15 protein-coding genes are annotated in these 21793 nt (G+C 69.7%); 9 read left to right on the top strand and 6 right to left on the bottom strand.

Translation table 11 applies throughout. The annotated features are described in order from the left end of the window. The first annotated feature begins 155 nt into the window (after positions 1-155). The 6 genes from AWZ10_RS13460 to AWZ10_RS13435 all read left to right on the top strand — a co-directional run bounded on the left by AWZ10_RS13460 (position 156) and on the right by AWZ10_RS13435 (position 7089). Positions 156-1004, top strand: coding sequence for a M24 family metallopeptidase (locus AWZ10_RS13460; RefSeq protein WP_060891154.1), 849 nt, complete (start codon positions 156-158; stop codon positions 1002-1004). Next, positions 1001-2785 carry an SDR family oxidoreductase gene (locus AWZ10_RS13455; protein ID WP_060891153.1) on the top strand — a complete coding sequence of 595 codons (1785 nt, stop codon included), beginning with the start codon at positions 1001-1003 and terminating at the stop codon, positions 2783-2785. Before AWZ10_RS13460 ends, AWZ10_RS13455 begins: the two co-directional genes overlap by 4 nt. A gap of 713 nt (positions 2786-3498) precedes the next feature. Next, positions 3499-4437 (top strand): MerR family transcriptional regulator, encoded by a 939-nt coding sequence (locus tag AWZ10_RS13450; protein ID WP_046704284.1) that lies wholly within the window; start codon positions 3499-3501, stop codon positions 4435-4437. 132 nt (positions 4438-4569) lie between these two features. Continuing rightward, positions 4570-5118, top strand: coding sequence for an RNA 2'-phosphotransferase (locus AWZ10_RS13445; RefSeq protein WP_060891152.1), 549 nt, complete (start codon positions 4570-4572; stop codon positions 5116-5118). A gap of 36 nt (positions 5119-5154) precedes the next feature. Then, the gene (locus AWZ10_RS13440; RefSeq protein WP_037689564.1) at positions 5155-6057 is read left to right on the top strand and encodes an LLM class flavin-dependent oxidoreductase; all 903 of its coding nucleotides are present in this window, start codon (positions 5155-5157) and stop codon (positions 6055-6057) included. Between the two features lie 162 nt (positions 6058-6219). Beyond that, positions 6220-7089, top strand: coding sequence for an HAD family hydrolase (locus AWZ10_RS13435; RefSeq protein WP_046704304.1), 870 nt, complete (start codon positions 6220-6222; stop codon positions 7087-7089). A gap of 118 nt (positions 7090-7207) precedes the next feature. On the opposite strand, the gene AWZ10_RS13430 is transcribed toward AWZ10_RS13435, so the two are convergent. The 5 genes from AWZ10_RS13430 to hisC all read right to left on the bottom strand — a co-directional run bounded on the left by AWZ10_RS13430 (position 7208) and on the right by hisC (position 16213). Next, on the bottom strand, positions 7208-8272 hold the full coding sequence (locus AWZ10_RS13430) for a peptidoglycan DD-metalloendopeptidase family protein (RefSeq protein ID WP_046704286.1): 1065 nt from the start codon (positions 8270-8272) through the stop codon (positions 7208-7210). Between the two features lie 393 nt (positions 8273-8665). Further along, entirely contained in the window at positions 8666-12277 is a 3612-nt protein-coding gene (gene cydD, locus AWZ10_RS13425) for a thiol reductant ABC exporter subunit CydD (RefSeq protein ID WP_208618492.1), read from the bottom strand. 108 nt (positions 12278-12385) lie between these two features. Beyond that, a complete protein-coding gene (gene cydB / locus AWZ10_RS13420; protein ID WP_060891151.1) occupies positions 12386-13390 on the bottom strand; it encodes a cytochrome d ubiquinol oxidase subunit II in 1005 nt (334 codons plus the stop codon). A gap of 27 nt (positions 13391-13417) precedes the next feature. Continuing rightward, on the bottom strand, positions 13418-14926 hold the full coding sequence (locus AWZ10_RS13415; protein WP_046704288.1) for a cytochrome ubiquinol oxidase subunit I: 1509 nt from the start codon (positions 14924-14926) through the stop codon (positions 13418-13420). Between the two features lie 207 nt (positions 14927-15133). Continuing rightward, positions 15134-16213, bottom strand: a complete 1080-nt coding sequence (hisC, locus tag AWZ10_RS13410) for a histidinol-phosphate transaminase (RefSeq protein ID WP_046704289.1) — start codon at positions 16211-16213, stop codon at positions 15134-15136. 436 nt (positions 16214-16649) lie between these two features. Between hisC and AWZ10_RS13405 the strand changes: the two genes are divergently transcribed. The 3 genes from AWZ10_RS13405 to AWZ10_RS13395 all read left to right on the top strand — a co-directional run bounded on the left by AWZ10_RS13405 (position 16650) and on the right by AWZ10_RS13395 (position 20118). Further along, positions 16650-17762, top strand: coding sequence for a LacI family DNA-binding transcriptional regulator (locus AWZ10_RS13405; protein ID WP_078935298.1), 1113 nt, complete (start codon positions 16650-16652; stop codon positions 17760-17762). Positions 17763-17961: 199 nt separating this feature from the next. Next, positions 17962-19056, top strand: a complete 1095-nt coding sequence (locus AWZ10_RS13400) for a metallophosphoesterase (protein WP_244172480.1) — start codon at positions 17962-17964, stop codon at positions 19054-19056. A 183-nt stretch (positions 19057-19239) separates the two neighbouring features. After that, on the top strand, positions 19240-20118 hold the full coding sequence (locus tag AWZ10_RS13395; protein WP_046704291.1) for a hypothetical protein: 879 nt from the start codon (positions 19240-19242) through the stop codon (positions 20116-20118). A gap of 271 nt (positions 20119-20389) precedes the next feature. Here the strand turns inward: AWZ10_RS13395 and AWZ10_RS13390 are convergent, their stop codons facing one another. After that, positions 20390-21775: a VWA domain-containing protein gene (locus AWZ10_RS13390; protein WP_046704292.1), complete on the bottom strand. Its 1386-nt coding sequence runs from the start codon at positions 21773-21775 to the stop codon at positions 20390-20392. Positions 21776-21793: the final 18 nt, after the last annotated feature.

Genomic DNA, 21793 nt, shown 5'->3' with positions numbered 1-21793 from the left:
CCTGTCTCCGTGCCCGCCTCCCGTCTGTCTCCGTGGCCGACGGTTCTCCACAGCCCAGCACCCACCCATTGACGCAGCCGCCAATCACTGTCACATTCATTGCTGTCACATTGCGAACACGGACCGTAGTCGACGAAGACGGGTGGGGCAGTGACATGACCTCGGCACCGACAGGCCGACTCGCCGCGGAACTGCAGGGATTCAGGCACGTCCAGACCCTGGCGTACGAGTGCGCAGAAGCGGTCGCGGCCCAGCTGAAACCGGGCATGACCGAGCGCGAGGCCGCGCGCATGCAGCGCCACTGGCTGCGGGAGCGCGGCGTACAGGACTGGTTCCACCTGCCGTTCGCCTGGTTCGGAGACCGCACGGCATTCGTGGACTTCCGTGTACCACTGCAGTTCTTCCCCACCGACCGCCGCCTCGAAGCGGGCATGCCCTTCATCCTCGACATGGCCCCCATATACAAGGGCCACACGGCGGACATCGGCTATTCGGGCTGCCTCGGGCCAAGCCCCCTGCACGACAAGCTGATGACGGACCTTGGAGCACACCGCGAGCTGATCCTGCGCGAGGTGCGCGAGCGTCGGTCGCTGCGCGAGATCTACGAGGACGTGGACCGCCTCATGATCCGCCAGGGATATGCCAACCGGCATCGCGCCTACCCCTTCGGTGTCATCGCGCACAAGGTGGACCGGGTGAAGGAACGCCGCTGGTCACCGCATGTGTTCGGGTTCGGCACACAGTCCCTGAAGGGCCTGGCGGCCGACGCGCTGCGCGGACACCGCGACGGCTGGTCGCCACTGTGGTCGCCGTACCGGTTCTCCGACCACCCGCCGCAGCCGGGGCTGTGGGCCGTCGAGCCCCACCTCGGCTTCCGGGGCACGGGCGCGAAGTTCGAGGAGATCCTGGTCGTCACCGACTCCGCAGATGCCGAGGAGAGCGCGTTCTGGCTGGACGACGATCTGCCGCACGTCCGGCGGTGGGCGGAGGAGAAGTACCGATGACCGAAGGGGGAGACGTGACGGGTGCAGTGACGCTCGAAGACGCGCGGAAGCGCCGGGTGCGCTCGGGCGGGGTCGAGTTGTGCGTCGCCGAGCTGGGCGACCCCGAGCAGCCGACCGTGGTGCTCGTGCATGGTTACCCCGACACCAAGGAGGTCTGGTCCGAGGTCGCCGTACGGCTCGCGGAGCGCTTCCACGTAGTGCTGTACGACGTGCGCGGCCACGGCGGATCGACGGCACCCGAGCCGTTGCGCGGCGGGTTCACGCTGGAGAAGCTGACGGACGACTTCCTGGCGGTCGTGGACGCGGTCAGCCCCGGCCACCCCGTACACCTGGTGGGGCACGACTGGGGTTCCGTGCAGGGCTGGGAGTTCGCGACGGTCGAGCGCACCGAGGGGCGCATCGCGTCCTTCACCTCGATGTCCGGCCCCTCCCTCGACCACCTGGGGCACTGGATCAAACGGCGGGTGAAGCGCCCGACCCCGCGCCGGATCGGTCAGCTCCTCGGCCAGGGCGCCAAGTCCTGGTACATCTACGTGCTGCACACGCCCGTGCTGCCCGAGCTCGCCTGGCGAGGCCCTCTCGGCAGACAGTGGCCCGGCCTGGTCCGGCGGGCCGAGAAGCTGCCCCGGGGCGACTACCCGAGCCCGTCGCTGCCCACGGACGCCGCGCACGGGGCATGGCTGTACCGGGACAACATGCGTGCCCGTCTGGCCCGCCCCCGTGACGACGCGTACGCCCACGCGCCCGTGCAGCTCATCACACCTCTGGGGGACCAGTTCCTCTCCGAGCAGCTCTACGAGGACCTGGAGTCGTGGGCCCCGCAGCTCCTCCGCCGCACCCTGCCCGCCAAGCACTGGGTCCCGCGCACGCGGCCGGATCAACTGGCGGCCTGGATCACGGAGTTCGTCACGGCAACCGAGGGTGGACGCCCCGCACCGGTGGCCACCGGGAAGTACACGGACCGGTTCGGTGGGCAGTTGGTGCTGGTCACCGGAGCGGCCGGCGGCATCGGCCGGGCCACAGCCTTCGCGTTCGCCGAAGCCGGGGCACGCGTCGTCGCCGTCGACCTGGACGCCGAAGGAGCGGCCCGCACCGCGGAGTTGTCCAGGCTGATCGGCGCGCCCGACGCCTGGGCCGAGGCGATCGACGTCTCGGACGAACAGGCCATGGAGAAACTCTCCGAGAAGGTCGCCACCGAGTACGGCGTGGTCGACGTGCTGGTGAACAACGCGGGAATCGGACTGTCTGGGTCCTTCCTCGACACCACTCCCGAGGACTGGCGGAAGGTTCTCGACGTCAATCTGTGGGGCGTGATCCACGGCTGCCGGCTGTTCGGCAGGCAGATGGCCGAGCGCGGCCAGGGCGGCCACATCGTCAACACCGCCTCGGCCGCCGCGTATCTGCCCTCCAGATCGCTGCCCGCGTACAGCACCTCCAAGGCGGCCGTCCTGATGTTGAGCGAGTGCCTGCGCGCGGAGCTGGCCGGGCAGGGCATCGGGGTGTCGGCGATCTGCCCCGGCATCGTCAACACCAACATCACCTCGACCGCGCGCTTCGTCGGCGTCGACGCCGAGGAGGAGAAGCGCCGTCAGCGGAAGACGACGAGGCTGTACGGACTGCGGAACTACCCGCCGGAGAAGGTCGCGGACGCCGTCCTGCGCGCGGTCGTCCGCAACCAGGCGGTCGTCCCCGTCACCCCGGAAGCACATGGCGGCCGCTTCATGTCCCGGTTCGCCCCGCGGGCGCTGCGGGCGCTCGCCCGGCTGGAGCCGCCGCTGTGAGACACCGGAACGAGCAGGACGAGAAAGGGCATCACGTGATCGCCCCGCGCAGGATCTGCCTTTACGGCGTCGGCGCGGGAGCCCCTGATTCACCAGAGAGATGGTTCAGGGCCTCCCAACCGCCCCTGGCCGCGTCCGGCAGATCAAGTCGTGAGGGACACGCCCCACCAGGGCTGGACCACGGACGGGCTCCGTGCCGCCGCTTGGCCGTGGAAGCGGGCGCCCAGTGCACCCAAGACCGTTCGGGGTGTGCCAGTGGCCGGGCTCGCTCCTGCCACCGTCAAGGGACGGTTCACGAGGCAGAAAGCCCCCCAGGGCAGTGAGTTGCCCCTGAGGCCCGGCGGATCACGGGCATGGCGGTCCCCGCGTTCGCCGGCGAACGCGGGGGCGCTGTCTGTCGCATACGGCACGACCCGAGGCTCGCTGGACGCCTGCGCTACTCACTCGCTGCGCACAACAGGGCGGTACGCAAGGGCCTGTTCCCGGGTGGAAGAAGCTCGGCGCGGGCCGTCCCGCGCATCTGCACCACTCCTGCCAGCCGTCGCAGAAGTGGTCGCTGTGCAGGGCGGTCGAGTATCCGGCGAAGCCGCCCACGGCACGTACGGCGGCGGGCGCGAGCCACGGCACGTACGGCGGCGGGCGCGAGCGCACGGGGGCATCGGCCCAGCCGTCGGCTGACGGCACGGCGAGGCAGAAATGGAGGCACGAGAACCGTGAACGACGAACCGGCCGGGGCCGCGTATCGCATCGAGGATCTGGCGCACCGCAGCGGCGCCACGGTCCGGACGATCCGCGCCTACCAGGACCGCGGACTGCTCCCCCGCCCCGAGCGGCGCGGCCGGGCGAACATTTATTCGGACACACATCTGACCAGACTGCGCCAGATCGCCGACCTCCTGGACCGCGGCTACACCCTGGCTTCCATCAAGGAGCTTCTGGAAGCCTGGGACACGGGCCGCGGACTCGGCGGGGTGCTCGGCCTGGCCGCGGAGGTCGACGGGCCGTGGACCGACGAGGAGGCCGTACGAATCTCGCGGGCCGAGCTGGTCGAGCGGTTCGGCGGCGCTCCGGACGAAGCGGCGGTGGCGGACGCGGTCGAGCTGGGTGTGCTGGAGCAGGTGCCCGGCGAGAAAGACCTCTTTCTCGTGCCGAGCCCCCAAGAGCTTGCTGTGGCAGCCGAATTGCACGAGGCCGGGGTACCGCTGTCCGCGATCGCCGGTCATCTAAGGGAGTTGCGGGGACAGGTCGAGCACATCGCCGCCCGTTTCCTGGAGTTCACCACCGAGCACGTGTTCGCTCGCTACATCGGAGCGCATCAGCCACCCACCGAGGCCGACACGGTCGAGGCGGCGACGCTCGTACGACGGCTGCGGCCGCTGGCCCAGCAGACAGTGGACGCCGAACTCGCTCGCGCGATGCGACTGTTCGCGACACGGCAGCTGCGTCGGCACCTGGACATCGCACCGGTCGCCGAACCTGCGGACGACTCGTGTTCCGTCCGGATCCCGCTGTCCACAATGCGAGCCGTGGAGAAGCTGGTTGGTCCGGCGCAGACTTCGGCCTTCATCACGGCGGCAGCCGAACGAGAGGTACAGGCGCGTACCTTGGACGCCCTCGCGTCAAATATGAATAAAAGTAGCAAAATTGACTAATCATCCTGAATTTCACGACCAGTTGTCCACAGAATCCTCAATACCCCTGTGGATAACTGCACTTGGCTGTGGATCAAACATCCGGATCAAATTCAAGTGCGTGACACGGGTCTCGCCAGGCACGCTGGCGGGATGAACGAACGACGTACCGTGAGAGTGTCGAAGTACCTCTCCAAACACCTCCGACACCAGCCGGAGCGCATCGGCCTGACGCTCGACGAGGGCGGCTGGGTCGGGATCGACACGCTCATCGAGGCGGCCGCCGCACACGGCTTCGGCTTCACCAGGGCGGAGCTCGACCACGTGGTCGAGGCCAACGACAAGCAGCGCTTCGCCGTCGAGGGTGAGCGGATCCGCGCCAGCCAGGGCCACACCGTCGAGGTCGACCTCGGCCTTCCCCCGGCGACCCCGCCGCCGTACCTCTACCACGGGACCGTGGCGGCCTATGCGGGCGCGATCCGCGCCGAAGGCCTGCGCGCCATGAACCGGCACGACGTGCACCTCTCACCCGACCGCGAGACCGCCACCCGCGTCGGCGCCCGCCGCGGCCGGCCCGTCGTGCTCTCCGTGGACGCGGGTGCCATGCACCGCGACGGCCACGTCTTCCGCGTCAGCGACAACGGGGTGTGGCTGACGGAGGCGGTTCCGCCCCACTACCTGCGGTTCCCCGAGTCGCACTGAGCGGGACCATCCGACGGCTGCCCTTACGCTCGACGTATGAGTCTGCGTCTGAGCACCGTGATCCTGCCTTACCTCCGCTGGCACGAGGGCGGCCGTGACACGTGGCAGCGGGCCGAGCAGCTCGGGTTCCACACCGCGTTCACGTACGACCACCTGTCATGGCGGACCTTCCGGGACGGGCCGTGGTTCGGTGCCGTGCCGACCCTGACCGCCGCAGCCGCCGTCACCGACCGTCTGCGCCTCGGCACGCTCGTGACCTCGCCGAACTTCCGCCACCCGGTGACCCTCGCCAAGGAGCTGATCTCCCTCGACGACATTTCGGGCGGCCGGGTCACCCTCGGTGTCGGCGCGGGCGGCACCGGCTTCGACGCCACCGCGCTCGGCCAGGAGCCGTGGACACCGCGTGAGCGCGCCGACCGGCTCGCCGAGTTCGTCCCCCTCCTCGACCGGCTGCTCACCGAGGACTCCGTCTCGTACGAGGGCGACCACTACTCCGCCCACGAGGCGCGCAACATCCCCGGCTGCGTCCAGCGCCCCCGGCTGCCCTTCGCCGTGGCCGCCACCGGGCCGCGCGGAATGCGGCTGGCCGCGCGCTACGGGCAGGCGTGGGTGACCACCGGAGACCCCAAGCTCTTCGAGTCGGGCACCCCCGAGCAGTCGGTTCAGGCCATTCGCGGGCAGGTCGAGAGGCTGGCCGACACGGCCGCCGCACTCGGCCGGGACGCGGCCCGGCTCGACAAGATCCTCCTCACGGGGTTCACCCCGGACCGCGGTCGACCGCTGGCGTCACTGGACGCGTTCGTGGACTTCGCGGGCCGCCACGCCGAGCTGGGCTTCACCGACATCGTCATCCACTGGCCGATCCCGGACTCGGACTTCGCCGCGGACGAGAAGGTCTTCGAGCGGATCGCCATGGAGGCACCCGCCCAGCTGGCCTGAGAGCGCCCTCAGCGTCGCGGCCGGGGCGGGCACGGCCCTCTCCGTAGGAGCGCGGGCCCAGCCGGTCGTGACAGCGCTCGCGGCCGGCGGCCCGGAGCGGTAATCACTCACCTGTGCAGGCGCCCGCACGACCGTGCGCGCATATGCGCGACAATGGGGTCCGTGACCTCAGCGACGAGACAGCCCGAGACCCCGGCCCCGACCGTCCCGCTCCGGCTGATAGCCACGGATCTCGACGGCACCCTGCTCCGCGACGACCAGTCGGTCTCCCCCCGCACCGTCGCCGCCCTCGCGGCCGCCGAGGAGGCCGGCGTCGAGGTCTTCTTCGTCACCGGCCGCCCGGCCCGCTGGATGGACGTGGTCAGCGAACACGTCCACGGCCACGGCCTCGCGATCTGCGGAAACGGCGCCGCCGTGGTCGACCTGCACGGCGGCCCGGGCGCCCATCGCTTCGTCAAGGTCCGCGAGCTCGCGCGGGAGAACGCCCTCGACGCCGTACGGCTGCTGCGCGATGCCGCGCCGGGCACGGTGTACGCGGTCGAGCAGACGTACGGCTTCCATCAGGAGCCCGAGTACCCGAGACTGCACATGGAGATCCCCGACGCTCTCGCGCCCGCCGAGAAACTGCTGGCTCCGGGTGGTGTGGCCGACGACGAGCCGGTGCTGAAGATTCTCGCGTACCACCCGTCGATCGACCCCGACGACTTCCTCGCCACCGCCCGTCTCGCCGTCGGCGACCGTGCCACGATCACCCGATCCAGCCCCAGCGCGCTGCTGGAGATCAGTGGACCGGGCGTCTCCAAGGCCAGCACCCTCGCCCTGTCCTGCGCCGAGCGCGGTATCTCCCACGAGGAGGTCGTCGCCTTCGGTGACATGCCGAACGACGTCGAGATGCTCACCTGGGCAGGTCGGTCGTACGCCATGGGCAACGCGCATCCGGACGTCCTCGCGGCGGCTTCCGGCCGGACCGTGGCCAACAACGAGGACGGGGTGGCGGTCGTGATCGAGCGGCTGCTCGCGGAACGCCTGTAGCCGGCCTCCGCCGCCCCACCAGCGCCACTCCGCTCACGACCGCCGGGCTGTTCACGAAGCGGCTTTCCGCTCACGAGAACCCCCTCGCCCACGACCGACGCCGTACCGGAGCAGCCCGCTACAACTCCACCCCGTGGTTCCGCAGCCACGGCACGGGGTCCACATCCGATCCCAGCTCCGGGGTGACCCGCACCTCGAAGTGCAGGTGCGGTCCGGTGGAGTTGCCGGTGGTCCCCGACTGGCCGATCCACTGCCCCGGGGCCACCCGTTCGCCCTGGTCGACGGTGACGGCGGCGAGGTGCGCGTACTGCGTGTAGTAGCCGTCCTCGTGTTCGACGACGATCTCGATGCCGAAAGGGCCCCCGCACGAGACCTTCACCACACGCCCGGCCCCGACGGCCCGCACCGGCGTGCCGATCGGCACCGCGAAATCCTGCCCTGTGTGCTGACTGGCCCAGCGCTCACCGCCGCTGCCGTAGCCCGCGGAGAGTTCGTACGTGTCCACAGGCGTGACCCACGCGTTCGAGAGCGCGCCAGGCGGCTGGTCCAGCCTGACGGCTCCCCGGCAGGCGCCGGCCGCGACCGCCGCGTCAGCCTGCCCCTGGAGGGTCCACTGCGCCTCTTCGAGCTTCTGCTGGATCGCCTGCTTGTTCTCGGCGAGTCCGGTCTTCCACTCGTCCAACGTCCGCCACGCCGCAGCCGCCTTCCCCTCGTCCTCGGCGAGCCTCACCTCCGCGCGACGGTTCTTGGTCACGGCGTTGTTGACCGCCAGATCGGCCTGCCAGACGGCCCGTTGACCGCGCATCAGCTCCTCCGGATCCGCCGCGAACAGCATCTGCGCGGTGTAGGGCACCCCACCGCCCTCGCGGTACTGGGCGCGCGCGATCCGTCCGAGGGCGGCGTTCAGCACCGCGATCTGCTTCCGCTCCCGGGCGAGCAGCGTCTCCAGTCGTTCCGCCTTCGTCTTCTGTGCCTCCGCCGCCCGCCGCCCTGCCTCGTACCGCTGCGTAGCCACCGCCGCTTCCTCGAACAGGCGCGCCACCTGGCCGCTGATCCCTGCCTCTGCGGGCACGCCCGGTGCCCCACCAGCGTCGCTGTCAGCCGCCGTCGGTCGGGGCACCAGAACCGCCGAGGCGCACAGCAGCACGACGACGAACAGTGGGTGTCGGCGAGAGAAGCCCATGTCAGCGATCGTGGCCCGTGCCGGGCGCCGCCGTCCTGCTCGAGTCGTACGGCTGGGGGACGCAGTGCCCCGGACGGGTCAAGGAGCTGGGCCGAACAGCGGCTCGGCTGCCGCGTGTTCGGCGCGGGGACTTGTGGACGTGGCTGAGCGGTACGAGAAGGGCCTGGACGGGAGAGGCCGCGAAGAAAAGAACTCGAGGGCGCTGCGCCGGAGCCGGAGGTCGGCGCACGACCGAACGTCCGATGTCACTCGGCATCGGTCCCGGTCGACGGTCGGCCACACGACGGCGGCCCGACGGCAGGGGACCACGGAGAAGAGAACAGCAACCCGGGGCGGTGGCGCGCGGTGAGCCCCTGTCACACCCCCGTCGTTTCCCCGACCGCAGCGAACCACTCAGACCCCGGCCAGCAGTTCCCCCGCCGCCTCCCGCTCCACCATCGCCCGCAAGGGACCATCCACCACGGCCAGTTCCGCGTAGGCCCCGCGCTGCACGACGCGCCCCTCCGCCAGCACGACGACCTCGTCCACGGCGTCGAGACCGGCCAGCCGATGGGTGATCAGCAAGGTGGTACGGCCCTCGGTCGCGGCCAGCAGGTCCGCGGTGAGCGCGTCGGCCGTCGGCAGGTCCAGGTGTTCCGCCGGCTCGTCGAGGACGAGGACGGGGAAGTCGGCCAGCAGCGCGCGGGCGAGCGCGAGCCGCTGACGCTGGCCGCCGGACAGCCGCGCCCCTTGCTCGCCGATCAGGGTGTCCAGCCCGTCGGGCAGTTCGTCGGCCCAGCCGAGCAGCCGCGCCCGCGCGAGCGCGTCCCGCAGCTCCGCCTCACCCGCGCTCTTCCGGGCGAGCAGCAGGTTCTCCCGGACCGAACTGTCGAAGAGGTGCGCGTCCTGGGCGCACAGCCCCACGAGCCGCCGTACGGCGTCCCCGTCGAGCGTGTACGCGTCCACGCCGCCCAGCGTGTACATCCCTTCCCGCGCGTCCAGAAAGCGCAGCAGCACCTGCGCGAGCGTCGTCTTGCCGGCCCCCGAGACACCGACCACCGCGATCCTGCGCCCCTGTTCGAGCGTGAGATCCAGCCCGGCGACCGCGTCCCGGTCCTGCCCGACGTACCTCGCGCCGAGCCCTTCGAGCCGCAGCGGGAACGGCGACACCGGCGCCTCGGCCGGCGCCTCCGGTTCGCGTACGGGGTCGGGTGCGTCCAGCACCTCGTACACGCGCTCCGCGCTCCTGCGTACCCGCTGGCGGAACTGGGCGGCCGGCGGCATCCCCAGCACCGCCTCGAACGCGGCCAGCGGGGTGAGCACGACGACGGCCATGGCCACACCGCTCAGCCGCCCTTCCCCGACGGCCAGTGCGCCGAAGAACGCGGTGCCGGCGACGGTGAGCCCGGAGACGAGCGCGGTGAGCCCGTCACCGAGCGCGGTGGCGGTGGCGGCTCGGGAGGCGATCCGGGTGAGCACATGGTCGGCCTCCCGTGCCTCGGCGATACGCGTCGGCAGGGCGCCCGCGACCGTCGACTCGGCGGTGCCGGTGAGCAGATCGGCCACGCGGGTGGCGAGCATCCCGCGGGCCGGCGCCAGCCGGTGCTCAGCCCGCCGGGCCACGGCTCCGGTCACGAGGGGTACCCCGGCCCCGGCGGCGAGCAGCCCGACGGCGAGAGTCATGCCGGCCTCGGGCAGCAGCCAGGCGGTGAACCCGACGGAGGCAGCGGAGACGGCCGCCGCGGCCCCGGCAGGCAGCAGCCAGCGCACCCAGTAGTCCTGCAGGGCGTCCACATCGGCGACCAGCCGCGAGAGCAGATCGCCCCGCCGGGTCGTCCGCAACCCTGCGGGCGCCAGCCGCTCCAGCCGCCGGTAGACGGCCACCCGCGTGTCGGCCAGCATCCGCAGCACGGCGTCGTGCGACACCAGCCGCTCCGCGTACCGGAACACCGCCCGTCCGATCCCGAACGCCCGCGTCGCCGTCACCGCGACCATCAGATACAGCACCGGAGGCTGCTGCGAGGCCCGCGAGATCAGCCACCCGGAGGTCGCCATCAGCCCGACGGCACTACCCAGCGCGAGGCTGCCCAGCAGCAGGGCGAGGGCGAGCCGACCCCGGCGCGGCCCGGCCATGTGGCGGACGCGGTCGAGTACACCTCGCCGGGAGGCGTGGGGCATCGTGTCGGGGCGGGGCACCGTGCTCCCGGCTCCAGCCGCAGCGAGGGGCGCACGCAAGGCGGCAGCTTTCTCGTCGTCCGCACCTACGGGCCGCACGACCGCCGTTCCAGGAACGCCGGACTCTCCCGGTGACTCCGCTGGTCCTCGCCGGCGCGGCCCGAGCGAACCGGCGGGTTCCCTCGACGAAGGCTCCTGGATGGGCAGCACCTCAGCCGCCCGCCCCTCCAGCCGCACCACCCGGTCCGCCACCCCCAACAGCGCCGGCCGGTGGACCACCAGCAGCACGGTCCGTCCCACCGCCAGCCGCCGCACCGCCTCCACGACCTCTGTCTCGGTCTCCCCGTCCAGCGAGGCCGTCGGCTCGTCGAGGAGCAGCACGGGCCGGTCGGCGAGGAACGCACGGGCGAGGGCGAGCCGTTGCCGCTGGCCGGCGGAGAGGCCGGCGCCGTCCTCACCGAGAACCGTCTCGGCCCCGGCGGGCAGCGCGTCCACGAACTCCAGCGCCCCCGCGTCGGTGAGCGCCCGCCGTACCGCCGCCTCGTCCGCGTCCGGACGGGCCAGCCGTATGTTCTCGGCGATCGACCCGGCGTACAGGTGCGGCCGCTGCGGCACCCATGCCACGCGCGAACGCCACTCGTCCGGGTCGAGCGAGGCGAGATCGGCTCCCCCGACCCGCACCCCGCCCGCCGTCGCCTCCGTGAACCCCAGCAGGACATTCAGCAGCGTCGACTTGCCCACGCCGCTCGGCCCGACGAGGGCCACTGTCTCCCCGGGGGCCACCGTGAGGGAAACGTCCGAGACCGCGTCGTACGACCGCCCGGGGTACCGGACGGTCACCCCGTCGAAGCGGATGTCACCGGCGGACGGCACAGCCCCGGTCCCGGGCATCGGTACCGGTGTCTCCAGGACCTCGAAGATCTCCTCGGCCGCCGCGAGTCCCTCGGCTGCCGCGTGGAACTGAGCGCCCACCTGGCGGACCGGCAGATATGCCTCGGGGGCCAGCACAAGGATGACCAGCCCGGTGTACAGGTCCATCTCGCCGTGCACGAGCCGCATGCCGATGGTGACCGCGACCAGTGCGACCGAGATCGTCGCCAGCAGCTCCAGCGCGAAGGACGACAGGAAGGCGATCCGCAGCGTCCGCATGGTCGCCTGCCGGTACTCGCCGGTGATCCGCTTGATCGACTCGGCCTGCGCCTTGGCCCGGCCGAACACCTTCAGCGTGGGCAGCCCGGCGACGACGTCCAGGAAATGCCCCGACAGCTGTGACAGGAGGCGCCACTGACGGTCCATCTGCGAGCGGGTCGCCCAGCCGATGAGCACCATGAAGACCGGGATCAGTGGCAGCGTGCCGACGATGATCGCCGCCGACACCCAGTCCTCGGTGACGATCCGCGCGAGCACCGCGACGGGCACGACGACGGCCAGGCCCAGCTGCGGCAGATAGCGCGAGAAGTAGTCGTCGAGCGCGTCGACCCCCCGTGTGGCGAGGGCGACCAACGAGCCGGTGCGCTGCCCGCTCAGCCAGCCGGGCCCCAGCGCGGTGGCCCGCTCCAGCAGCCGTCCCCGCAACTCCGACTTCACCGCCGCACTCGCGCGGTGAGCGGCCAGCTCGGTGAGCCAGGAGACCAGGGCCCGCCCCAGAGCGACCGCCGCCAAGAGCAGCAGAGGAGTGCGGAGTTCAGTGACCGGCATCCCGTGCTGGAAGGCACCGACCACCACATCGGCGATGAGCATGGCCTGAGCGATGACCAGCGCCGCCCCGACAACACCCAGGCCGACGACCACCACCAGGAAGAGGCGGGTGGCGCGGGCGTACCGCAACAGTCGTGGGTCGATCGGTTTCACGTGAAACACCCTCTTCTCGGCAGGCATGTTTCACGTGAAACATGGCCCTTCAGTCCGAGGAGGGGTGTTTCACGTGAAACATCGTCAAACACCCCTCCCCGCCGGGACTCAGTGCGCCGACTCGGCGATGTGCTGTGTACCGATCCGCTTGCGGAACACCCAGTACGTCCACCCCTGGTAGAGCATCACGACCGGTGTGGCGATGGCCGCGCACCACGTCATGATCTTCAGGGTGTACGGGCTGGACGAGGCGTTGGTGACCGTGAGGCTCCAGTCCTCGTTCAGCGAGGACGGCATGACGTTCGGGAAGAGCGTGAGGAAGAGCATCGCGACGGCAGCCACGATGGTGACCCCCGACAGGGCGAACGCCCAGCCCTCACGCCCCGCTCGCACCGCCGCCAGTGCCGTCACGAGCGCGGCGACCGCCACGACCGCCGCGAACAGCGAAACGCCGTCACCTTTTTCGATCTGGGTCCAGAGCAGGAAGAGCAGCGCCAGTCCGGCCGACACGGCACCGACGCGCAGCGCCAGCTTCCGCGCCCGCTCCCGGATGTCCCCGACCGTCTTGAGACCGACGAACACCGTTCCGTGGAAGGTGAACAGCGTCAGCGTGACCAGACCGCCCAGCAGGGCGTACGGGTTGAGCAGGTCCGCGAGGGTGCCCACATACTCGAAGTCGCGGTCGATCTTGACTCCGCGCACGATGTTGGCGAAGGCCACGCCCCACAGGAACGCGGGGAGCAGCGAGGTCCAGAAGATCGCCGTCTCCCAGTTGCGCTGCCAGTTCTCCTCGGGCCGCTTCACCCGGTACTCGAAGGCGACACCACGGACGATCAGACAGACCAGGATGAGCAGCAGCGGCAGGTAGAAGCCGGAGAAGAGCGTGGCGTACCACTCGGGAAAGGCGGCGAAGGTCGCGCCGCCCGCCGACAGCAGCCACACCTCGTTGCCGTCCCAGACAGGCCCGATGGTGTTGATGAGGACCCGCTTCTCCGGACGGTTCCGGGCCAGCAGCTTGGTGAGGACACCGACCCCGAAGTCGAAGCCCTCCAGGAAGAAGTAGCCGATCCAGAGGACGGCGATGAGGACGAACCAGACGTCGTGAAGTTCCATGACTGTGCTCCCTTGGCCCGGTACGGCCTAGTACGAGAAGGCCATCGGCTTGTCGGCGTCACGGGAGTCGCCGCCGATCTTCGTGGGCGGGTTGAGGTCGGCCTCCGTCAGCTCGGGCGGTCCCGCCTTGACGTACTTCACGAGCAGCTTGACCTCGACGACAGCGAGGATGGCGTACAGCGTGGTGAAGACGATCATCGAGGTGAGGATCTCGCCCTGGGAGACACCGGGGGAGACCGCGTCCTCGGTGCGCAGCACGCCGTAGACGACCCACGGCTGGCGGCCCATCTCCGTGAAGATCCAGCCCCAGGAGCTGGCGATCAGCGGGAAGCCCAGGGTCAGGACCGCGATGCGCCAGTACCACTTGGTGAGGGTCGGGCCGAGGGCCTTCTTCGGCAGCAGGACGAGATGCGGCACCTCGTCGTCGCCGACCCGCAGATGCTGCGGCAGCAGGAACTTCTTGCGGGTGAGCCAGAGTCCGACCGTGCCGATGGCGACTGACGCCATGCCGAAGCCGATCATCCAGCGGAAGCCCCAGTAGGCGACCGGGATGTTGGGCCGGTAGTCGCCGGGCCCGAACCTCTCCTGCTCGGCCTTGTTGACGTCGTTGATGCCGGGGACGTACGACTCGAAGTCGTCGTTGGCAAGGAAGGACAGCAGGCCCGGGATCTCGATGGCGACCGTGTTGTGGCCCTTGTCGACGTCGCCGTAGGCGAAGACGGAGAAGGGCGCGGGCGCCTCGCCGTCCCAGAGGGCCTCGGCGGCGGCCATCTTCATCGGCTGCTGCTTGAACATGACCTTGCCGAGCAGGTCGCCGCTGATCGCGGTGAGCATGCCGGCGATCACCACGGTGACCAGGCCGAGTCGCAGCGAGGTTTTCATCACCGGGATGTGCTTCTTGCGGGCCAGATGGAAGGCGGCGATGCCGACCATGAAGGCGCCACCGGCGAGGAAGGCCGCCGAGAGGGTGTGGAAGACCTGGGTGAGCGCGGTGTTCTGGGTCAGGACGAGCCAGAAGTCGGTGAGCTCGGCCCGGCCCTTGGCCTCGTTGATCCGGTAGCCGACGGGGTGCTGCATCCAGGAGTTGGCCGCGAGGATGAAGTACGCCGACAGGATCGTGCCGATGGAGACCATCCAGATGCAGGCCAGATGGATCTTCTGCGGAAGCTTGTCCCAGCCGAAGATCCACAGGCCGATGAAGGTGGACTCGAAGAAGAAGGCGATGAGTGCCTCGAAGGCGAGCGGGGCCCCGAAGACATCACCGACGAAGCGGGAGTAGTCGGACCAGTTCATGCCGAACTGGAACTCCTGCACGATGCCGGTGACGACGCCCATGGCGATGTTGATCAGGAAGAGCTTGCCCCAGAACTTGGTGGCCTTGAGGTACTTCTCCTTCCCCGAGCGCACCCATGCGGTCTGCAGGCCGGCGGTGAGGGCGGCGAGCGAGATCGTGAGCGGGACGAAGAGGAAGTGGTAGACGGTCGTGATACCGAACTGCCAGCGCGCCAGGGTCTCCGGCGCCAGAGCGAGGTCCACGTCTTCTCCTTACATGCCGTGGCACTGCGGCAGTTTGTCCCGCCTGTCACGTACATCTCAGGACAACCGGGACGAGCTTGTGAACGCGTTCACATTCACAAGCAAGTATGACGCATGCCCGTTCGAGACGGGAGTGGGGGGTCCAAAAACAGCAGGGGGTTCGGAGAAAATCCCCGAACCCCCTGCTCAGAAGCCCTCCACGACCCTCTAGAGCTCCTTGCGGAACGTCTCCGTCACCTTGAGGAAGATGTCGTTCGCCTCGGTCTCGCCGATCGTCACGCGCACGCCCTCGCCCGGGAACGGCCGCACGACGACACCGGCCTGCTCGCACGCACCAGCGAACTCGACCGTGCGCTCCCCCAGCCGAAGCCACACGAAGTTCGCCTGGGTCTCCGGCACCGTCCAGCCCTGACTGCGCAGCGCTTCGACGACCCGGTTCCGCTCGCAGACCAGCGAGCCGACCCGGCCGAGAAGCTCGTCCTCTGCGCGCAGCGAGGCTACCGCGGCGTCCTGTGCGAGCTGGCTCACACCGAACGGCACGGCCGTCTTGCGTAGGGCGGCCGCCACCGGTTCGTGAGCGATCGCGAAGCCCACCCGGAGTCCCGCGAGCCCGTACGCCTTGGAGAAGGTCCGCAGCACACAGACGTTCGGCCGCTCGCGGTAGAACTCGACGCCGTCCGGCACCTCGACATCCCGCACGAACTCGCGGTACGCCTCGTCCAGCACCACCAGCACATCACCGGGCACCCGGTCGAGGAACCGCTCCAGCTCGGCCCGGCGGACCGCCGTCCCCGTCGGGTTGTTCGGGTTGCAGACGAAAATCAGCCGGGTCCGGTCGGTGATCGCGTCCGCCATCGCGTCCAGGTCGTGCACATCGTCCGGCGTCAACGGCACCTGCACGGACGTGGCCCCGCTGACCTGCGTGATGATCGGGTACGCCTCGAACGACCGCCAGGCGTAGATCACCTCGTCGCCGGGGCCCGAGGTCGCCTGCAGCAACTGCTGGGCCACGCCGACCGAGCCGGTGCCCGTGGCCAGGTCCGTGACCGGCACCCCGAAGCGGTCCGCGAGCTCGCTCATCAGCCCCGTGCACGCCATGTCCGGGTACCGGTTGAAGGACGCGGCCGACCCCGTCACGCTCTCCAGCACACCGGGCAGCGGCGGATAGGGGTTCTCGTTGGAGGACAGCTTGTACGCCACCGGGCCGCCCGCCGCGGCCGGCTTGCCGGGCTTGTAGGTGGGAATACCCTCCAGCTCGGCTCGCAGCTTGGGGCTCGTCTCGCTCACCGCAGTCCTCCTCGTCGACGTAATGCTTCTCACCTTATGAGGATTCGGCCCCCCTGCGAATGGCCTGTGGACAACCGCGTCCACCCCGCGGCCACGCAACCGCTGTCCCCCTCGTCCACGCCTCTGCCGTCCCATCCGCCCCAAGGGCATCAGCGCACGAACGTGTACGAATCAGGGGGCGCGCTGCTCGCGGGCGCACGCGCCGGTGGCTCACGCCGTGGCGCGCATCACCCGTGCAGGTGAGTTGAGACCTCTTCGAAACATGAGCCACTTGGCAGGCCCATGCGCGTCGACAAGACACGTCCTGGCATCGGATCCCCCAACTCCCTTGTAATGCAAGGAAATTGACCCTTAATGACCATGCAGAAACGTGCCTGTCAACGAGTGCATATGCGTCCGCACTACCCCACCGCATGAGCCCTACTATCGGCTCGCCATGACAGCAGCAGGGAAGCACCAGGTGAGCCGCGCGGAAACTCCCCGCCGAGGCAGCCGGTCGGGCCGGGCGGGCATCCGGGATGTGGCCGCCGCCGCCGGAGTCTCCATCACGACCGTCTCCGACGCCCTCAACGGCAAGGGCCGGCTCCCGGACGCCACCCGACGCCATGTACGCGAGGTCGCCGACCGACTTGGCTACCGCCCCTCGGCGGCAGCCCGAACCCTAAGAACCGGCAAGTCCGGCCTCATCGGCCTGACCGTGACCACGTACGGGGATGAACCTTTCACCTTCACCGAGTTCGCGTATTTCGCGGAAATGGCACGGGCCGCCACCTCGGCCGCGCTGGCCCGGGGCTACGCCCTGGTCATCCTCCCCGCGACATCACGTCACGACGTGTGGTCGAACGTGGCCCTGGACGGCACCGTGGTCATCGACCCCTCCGACCACGACCCGGTCGTCAGCGAACTGGTCCGCCAAGGCTTACCGGTGGTCTCCGACGGCCGACCGGCCGGCTCGCTGCCGGTCACCGCATGGGTCGACAACGACCACGAGGCCGCCGTCCTCGGCATCCTCGACCATCTGGCCGACGCGGGCGCCCGCCGGATCGGACTCCTCACGGGCACCACGACGGACACGTACACACATCTCTCCACCACCGCATACCTGCGTTGGTGCGAGCGCGTGGGCCAGGATCCGGTGTACGAGGCCTATCCGGCGCACGATCCGTGCGCGGGTGCCCTCGCAGCCGACCGGCTGCTGGCCCGGCCGGACCGCCCGGACGCGGTCTACGGCCTCTTCGACCCCAACGGCACCGATCTGCTGGCCGCCGCCCGGCGGTACGGTCTGCGCGTCCCCGAGGACCTGTTGCTCGTCTGCTGCAGCGAGTCCACCGTGTACGCGACCACCGAGCCGCCGATCACCACGCTCTCGCTCAAGCCGCGCCGGATCGGCACGGCTGTGGTCCAGCTCCTCATCGACGCCATCGAGGGGGTCGAATCGGACCAACCGGTCGAGCAGGTGATACCGACGGAACTGATCGTGCGGACCTCGTCCGAGCGGCGTCCACCGCGTACGACGGTCAGCCCGCCACGAGCACCTGAAGAGGGTTGACGCCCGATCTGAGGATCCGAACGGGAATTGGGCGGGGAGAGCCCCGCCCAATTCGGGAGAAAACCGTGGCGAACTGGGGCCCTGCGCCATTTCACCACCCCTGGGTCATCACATGGCGCGATCCGCATTCCTATGATGGGCGCACACACCGCGGGCCGCTGCGACCAGGCAGTCCGATGCGGTGCAGATGCGGGCGATGGTGGTGGAGGGGTCGATGACTCAGGGGGCCGGTCAGGGACCCGAGGTGCGGACGCCGACGGTGCGCGATTTCCGCGTGCCCGCGTACGTCCACGAGGCCGGTCCGTACGGACACACCACGGACCCCGGTGAGGCCTCCAGGCCCACCGAGGAACCCGAGGGCTACCCAGAGGGGTACACCCCGACCCAGCGGGACCTGCCGGTGATCAACCGGGGTGACACGCTTCAGGTCGTGATCGACCCGCAGGCCACGGCGGCCGAGCAGTCCGCCGCCCGGCCGGGGCCGCTCTTCGTCGTCGGGGACGTCCACGGCTACCTCGACGAGCTCCTCGCCGCACTCGGCGAGAAGGGCCTCGTCGACGACGCGGGCAACTGGTCGGCGGGCACCGCCCGGCTCTGGTTCCTCGGCGACTTCACCGACCGGGGTCCGGACGGCATCGGCGTCATCGACCTCGTGATGCGCCTGTCCGCCGAGGCGGCCGCCGCCGGCGGCTACTGCAAGGCCCTCATGGGCAACCACGAGCTGCTGCTGCTCGGCGCCAAGCGGTTCGGCGACACGCCCGTCAACTCCGGCGCGGGCACCGCCACCTTCCAGGCGGCCTGGCTCCTCAACGGTGGCCAGAAGACCGACATGGACCGCCTCCAGGACCACCACCTCCAGTGGATGGCTCGTCTGGACGCCATGGAGGAGGTCGACGGGCATCTCCTGGTGCACTCCGACACCACCGCCTACCGCGACTACGGCGACTCCATCGAGGCGGTCAACGACACCGTCCGCGAGACGATCACGCGCAACGACCCGGACGAGGTCTGGGACCTCTTCCGCAAGTTCACCCGACGCTTCTCCTTCCGCGACGAGGGCGGCGCCGATGCCGTGCGCTCGCTGCTGGAAACCTATGGCGGCACCCGCATCGTCCATGGCCACAGCCCCATTCCGTACCTCCTGGGCGAGGTCGGTTCGGAGGACGGCGAGGACGGCACGGGCCCCTCGGTCAACGGCCCGTACACCTATGCGGAGGGTCTGGCTGTCGCCATGGACGGCGGCGTGACCATGGCCGGAAAGCTGCTGGTCCAGGAACTCCCCCTGCGTACCTGAGCCGTCAGCGGGCAGGCGTCACCCGTCGGAAGACTTCGCTGGCCAGGGCCCAATTTTTTCAAACCCCCTGTCACGGCCTGCCGTCACCGCTCTACCATCGGCTTATCCGTAGCAGGCTCCCCTCCGTTTCTGCCCGACGGCTCGTCAGCATGCCGAGCCACAAGCCCTACGGAGCATCGGGGGATGCACATGAACAGCGTTCCGCAGCACCTGCTCAGTGAGGACCGCCAGGAGTACGAGCGGATCCTCGGCGAGGCGCTGCGCTCCGCACCACACCGCCCGGAATTCGCCGCCGGTCTCCAGCGGCTCAACCCCGAACAGCTGCGCACCATGGCCCTCAACGCCACGGCGATCATCACGGCCGCCGCAGCGACCGAGTACCAGTACTACGTAAAGATCCGCAGCGAATTCCGCAGCCCGTCGTCGGCCACCGCACCCGCCCATGAGGGGACGGCGTCCGGCTCCAGCGAACCGGACGGCACCGCCGTGGGACTCGCGGCCACCGTGGGCGAGGTCACCGAGGCAGCCGGCGCTGGTGCCGGCGCCATCGCCGCGGTGCTCGCTCCCGTCCTCGCCGGAACCGCCGCGGTGCTCTTCCTGCTCGTGGGGTACGTCATGAAGGTGCTCGACCCCGAGCGGGCGATCGCCGAGACCCTTCTCACCACGGGGTGGGTCTTCGGCGCGGTCACCGCGGCGGCGATCCTGGTGGCCGCGGTCGGCCTCCTCCTCACCGCCCTGCGCAACAACGCCACCGCCCTCCTGGACGACGGGGTCCGCAGCGAACTGAACGAGGAGGTGACCCGGGCCAGGGAAGCCTGGCGCGAAACCCTCCTGGAGCGCGGCATCCTGCCGTTCCTCCGCGACGCCCTCGCCAACCCGGCTCCTGCGGTGCTGAGCGAGCCGGACCGGCCGGCGCCGCCCAGCCGCATGCCGCATCTCGGCTACAACCGCCCGAGCTTCAGCAGCAGCCCGGACAGCGCCAGCTCACGCTCCCGCCCCAGCTACAGCAGTCCGGACTTCTCCAGCCCGGACTTCGGCGGGCCGGAACACCAGCCCGATTAGCATCAGGGCTCCGGCTACCGCCCCGGAACCCACCGGGCTTCGGCGGCCTACCCGGTACGCCCCGGGCCCGGCCCCAAGGCGCCGCCCACCCGCGGCGGCGGGCTCTCCCGGCAACCGGCCGGAAGAGCGCCGCTCGTCGCGCGGGCAGCGACGGTCACGGCCACACCACGCCCACCGCCCTCGGCCCGGAACCCACCGTGTTCACGACGGATGCCCTGGTAGATCTTGGTCGAGGACGGCTACCTGCCTGAGATGGCCCGGAAGCGTCGGATCAAAGGATGCCCGCCTGGCCGGCGGCAGCCACCCAGGTCGGGAACTCGGAGAGAAGCCGGTCGTACAGCTCCTGGTCGGGGACTGTGCTGATGTCGTCCACGGCGAAGAATCCGACGTTGTCGACGCGACGTCCAGGCAGGGTGTCGAAGCGTTCCAGCACTCCGTAGTTGGATTGTCCCAGTCCCACGAACTGCCAGAAGATCGGTTCCTCGACGGCATCCCGCAGCTCTTGCTCGATCAGGGCGTTGCGGTGGACACCACCGTCGGAAAAGAACAGCACGAAAGTGGGGGCAGCGGCAGGATTTTCCCGGACATACGTACGAACTTGGGCGATCGCCTTCTGTTCCTCGTTCTGGATGCCAACCATCCGCATATCGACCTGGCCGGGCTGCAGTCCTCTGCCTGGCTTACGGCGGAAGAGGCTGATCTGTCCCACCCGGACGTGCAGTCGCAGCCATTCGGGAAGGTCCCCGAGTCGCAGGTCGGGCAGTCGTGCCGCATTCGAGGCGAACGTCCAGGCTTGCATTTGGCCGTCATCGTCCAGCTGCGCGGCAACCGCTGCCATGCGCTCCACGACATCGGCGACGACACCTCTGGAGTAGAGGTAGGACATGGATCCGGAGGCGTCCAGAACCAGAATGACGCGTGCGGAGACTCCGGCTGCTCCATGCTTCCTGAGGCTGACCGCCACCTGCTCCTTACGCAGCGACAGACGCTTGCGCATGTCGACGGGCAGCTGTTCCTCCTCCTTGCTGAGCCGCGGGCCGACCGGTGCTGTGGCTGGGACAGGCGGTGTAGAGACAGGTGGTGTAGAGACAGGTTCCGGCGAGAACGCGGACGTGTCCGAGGGTGCCTCGTCGACGGTGATGCCGAAATCGGAGGCCAGCCCGGCGAGCCCGGAGGCATAGCCCTGACCGACTGCGCGGAACTTCCACTGCCCCGCCCGTAGATACAGCTCGCCGCCGATGAACGCGGTCTCCGTCCCGGCCTCCATGTGAAACCGTGCGATCTCGGTCCGCGTCCCGGCATCCAACAGCCTCAGGGTCAGCCCTGGCACTTGTCCGAACGTTCCGCCATCTGCCGACGCACACAGCACGACCCGCTCGACAGCCGGCTCGAGCAAATGCAGATTCACCTCGACCGTATCGGTGAGAACACCGCCGGCACTCTGCTTTCCCAGGTGGGCCACAGCATTCGACGTGTGCTGCGGCTGGTTGTAGAAGACGAAGTCACCGTCGTCGCGAACACGTCCGACACCGGTGAGCAGCAACGCCGAGGCGTCGACATCGGGTGTGCCGACCCCTTCGGACCAGGTCAGCTCGACACGCACCGTAGGAGAATCGACGGGAAGGTTGGCGCCCTTGCTCAGTGCTCTCGCTGTCATGGAGGCAGTCTGCCCGCC

It is taken from the genome of Streptomyces europaeiscabiei (assembly GCF_001550375.1).
Taxonomy (GTDB): domain Bacteria; phylum Actinomycetota; class Actinomycetes; order Streptomycetales; family Streptomycetaceae; genus Streptomyces; species Streptomyces europaeiscabiei.
This window is presented reverse-complemented; position numbering and strand designations above follow the sequence as displayed.

Excerpts from the sequence above, each read along its gene's own strand:
- AWZ10_RS13460 (WP_060891154.1), top strand. The coding sequence starts at position 156 with ATGACCTCGGCACCGACAGGCCGACTCGCCGCGGAACTGCAGGGATTC.
- AWZ10_RS13455 (WP_060891153.1), top strand. The coding sequence starts at position 1,001 with ATGACCGAAGGGGGAGACGTGACGGGTGCAGTGACGCTCGAAGACGCG.
- AWZ10_RS13445 (WP_060891152.1), top strand. The coding sequence starts at position 4,570 with ATGAACGAACGACGTACCGTGAGAGTGTCGAAGTACCTCTCCAAACAC.
- AWZ10_RS13440 (WP_037689564.1), top strand. The coding sequence starts at position 5,155 with ATGAGTCTGCGTCTGAGCACCGTGATCCTGCCTTACCTCCGCTGGCAC.
- AWZ10_RS13430 (WP_046704286.1), bottom strand. The coding sequence starts at position 8,272 with ATGGGCTTCTCTCGCCGACACCCACTGTTCGTCGTCGTGCTGCTGTGC.
- cydB (WP_060891151.1), bottom strand. The coding sequence starts at position 13,390 with ATGGAACTTCACGACGTCTGGTTCGTCCTCATCGCCGTCCTCTGGATC.
- AWZ10_RS13405 (WP_078935298.1), top strand. The coding sequence starts at position 16,650 with ATGACAGCAGCAGGGAAGCACCAGGTGAGCCGCGCGGAAACTCCCCGC.
- AWZ10_RS13395 (WP_046704291.1), top strand. The coding sequence starts at position 19,240 with ATGCACATGAACAGCGTTCCGCAGCACCTGCTCAGTGAGGACCGCCAG.
- AWZ10_RS13390 (WP_046704292.1), bottom strand. The coding sequence starts at position 21,775 with ATGACAGCGAGAGCACTGAGCAAGGGCGCCAACCTTCCCGTCGATTCT.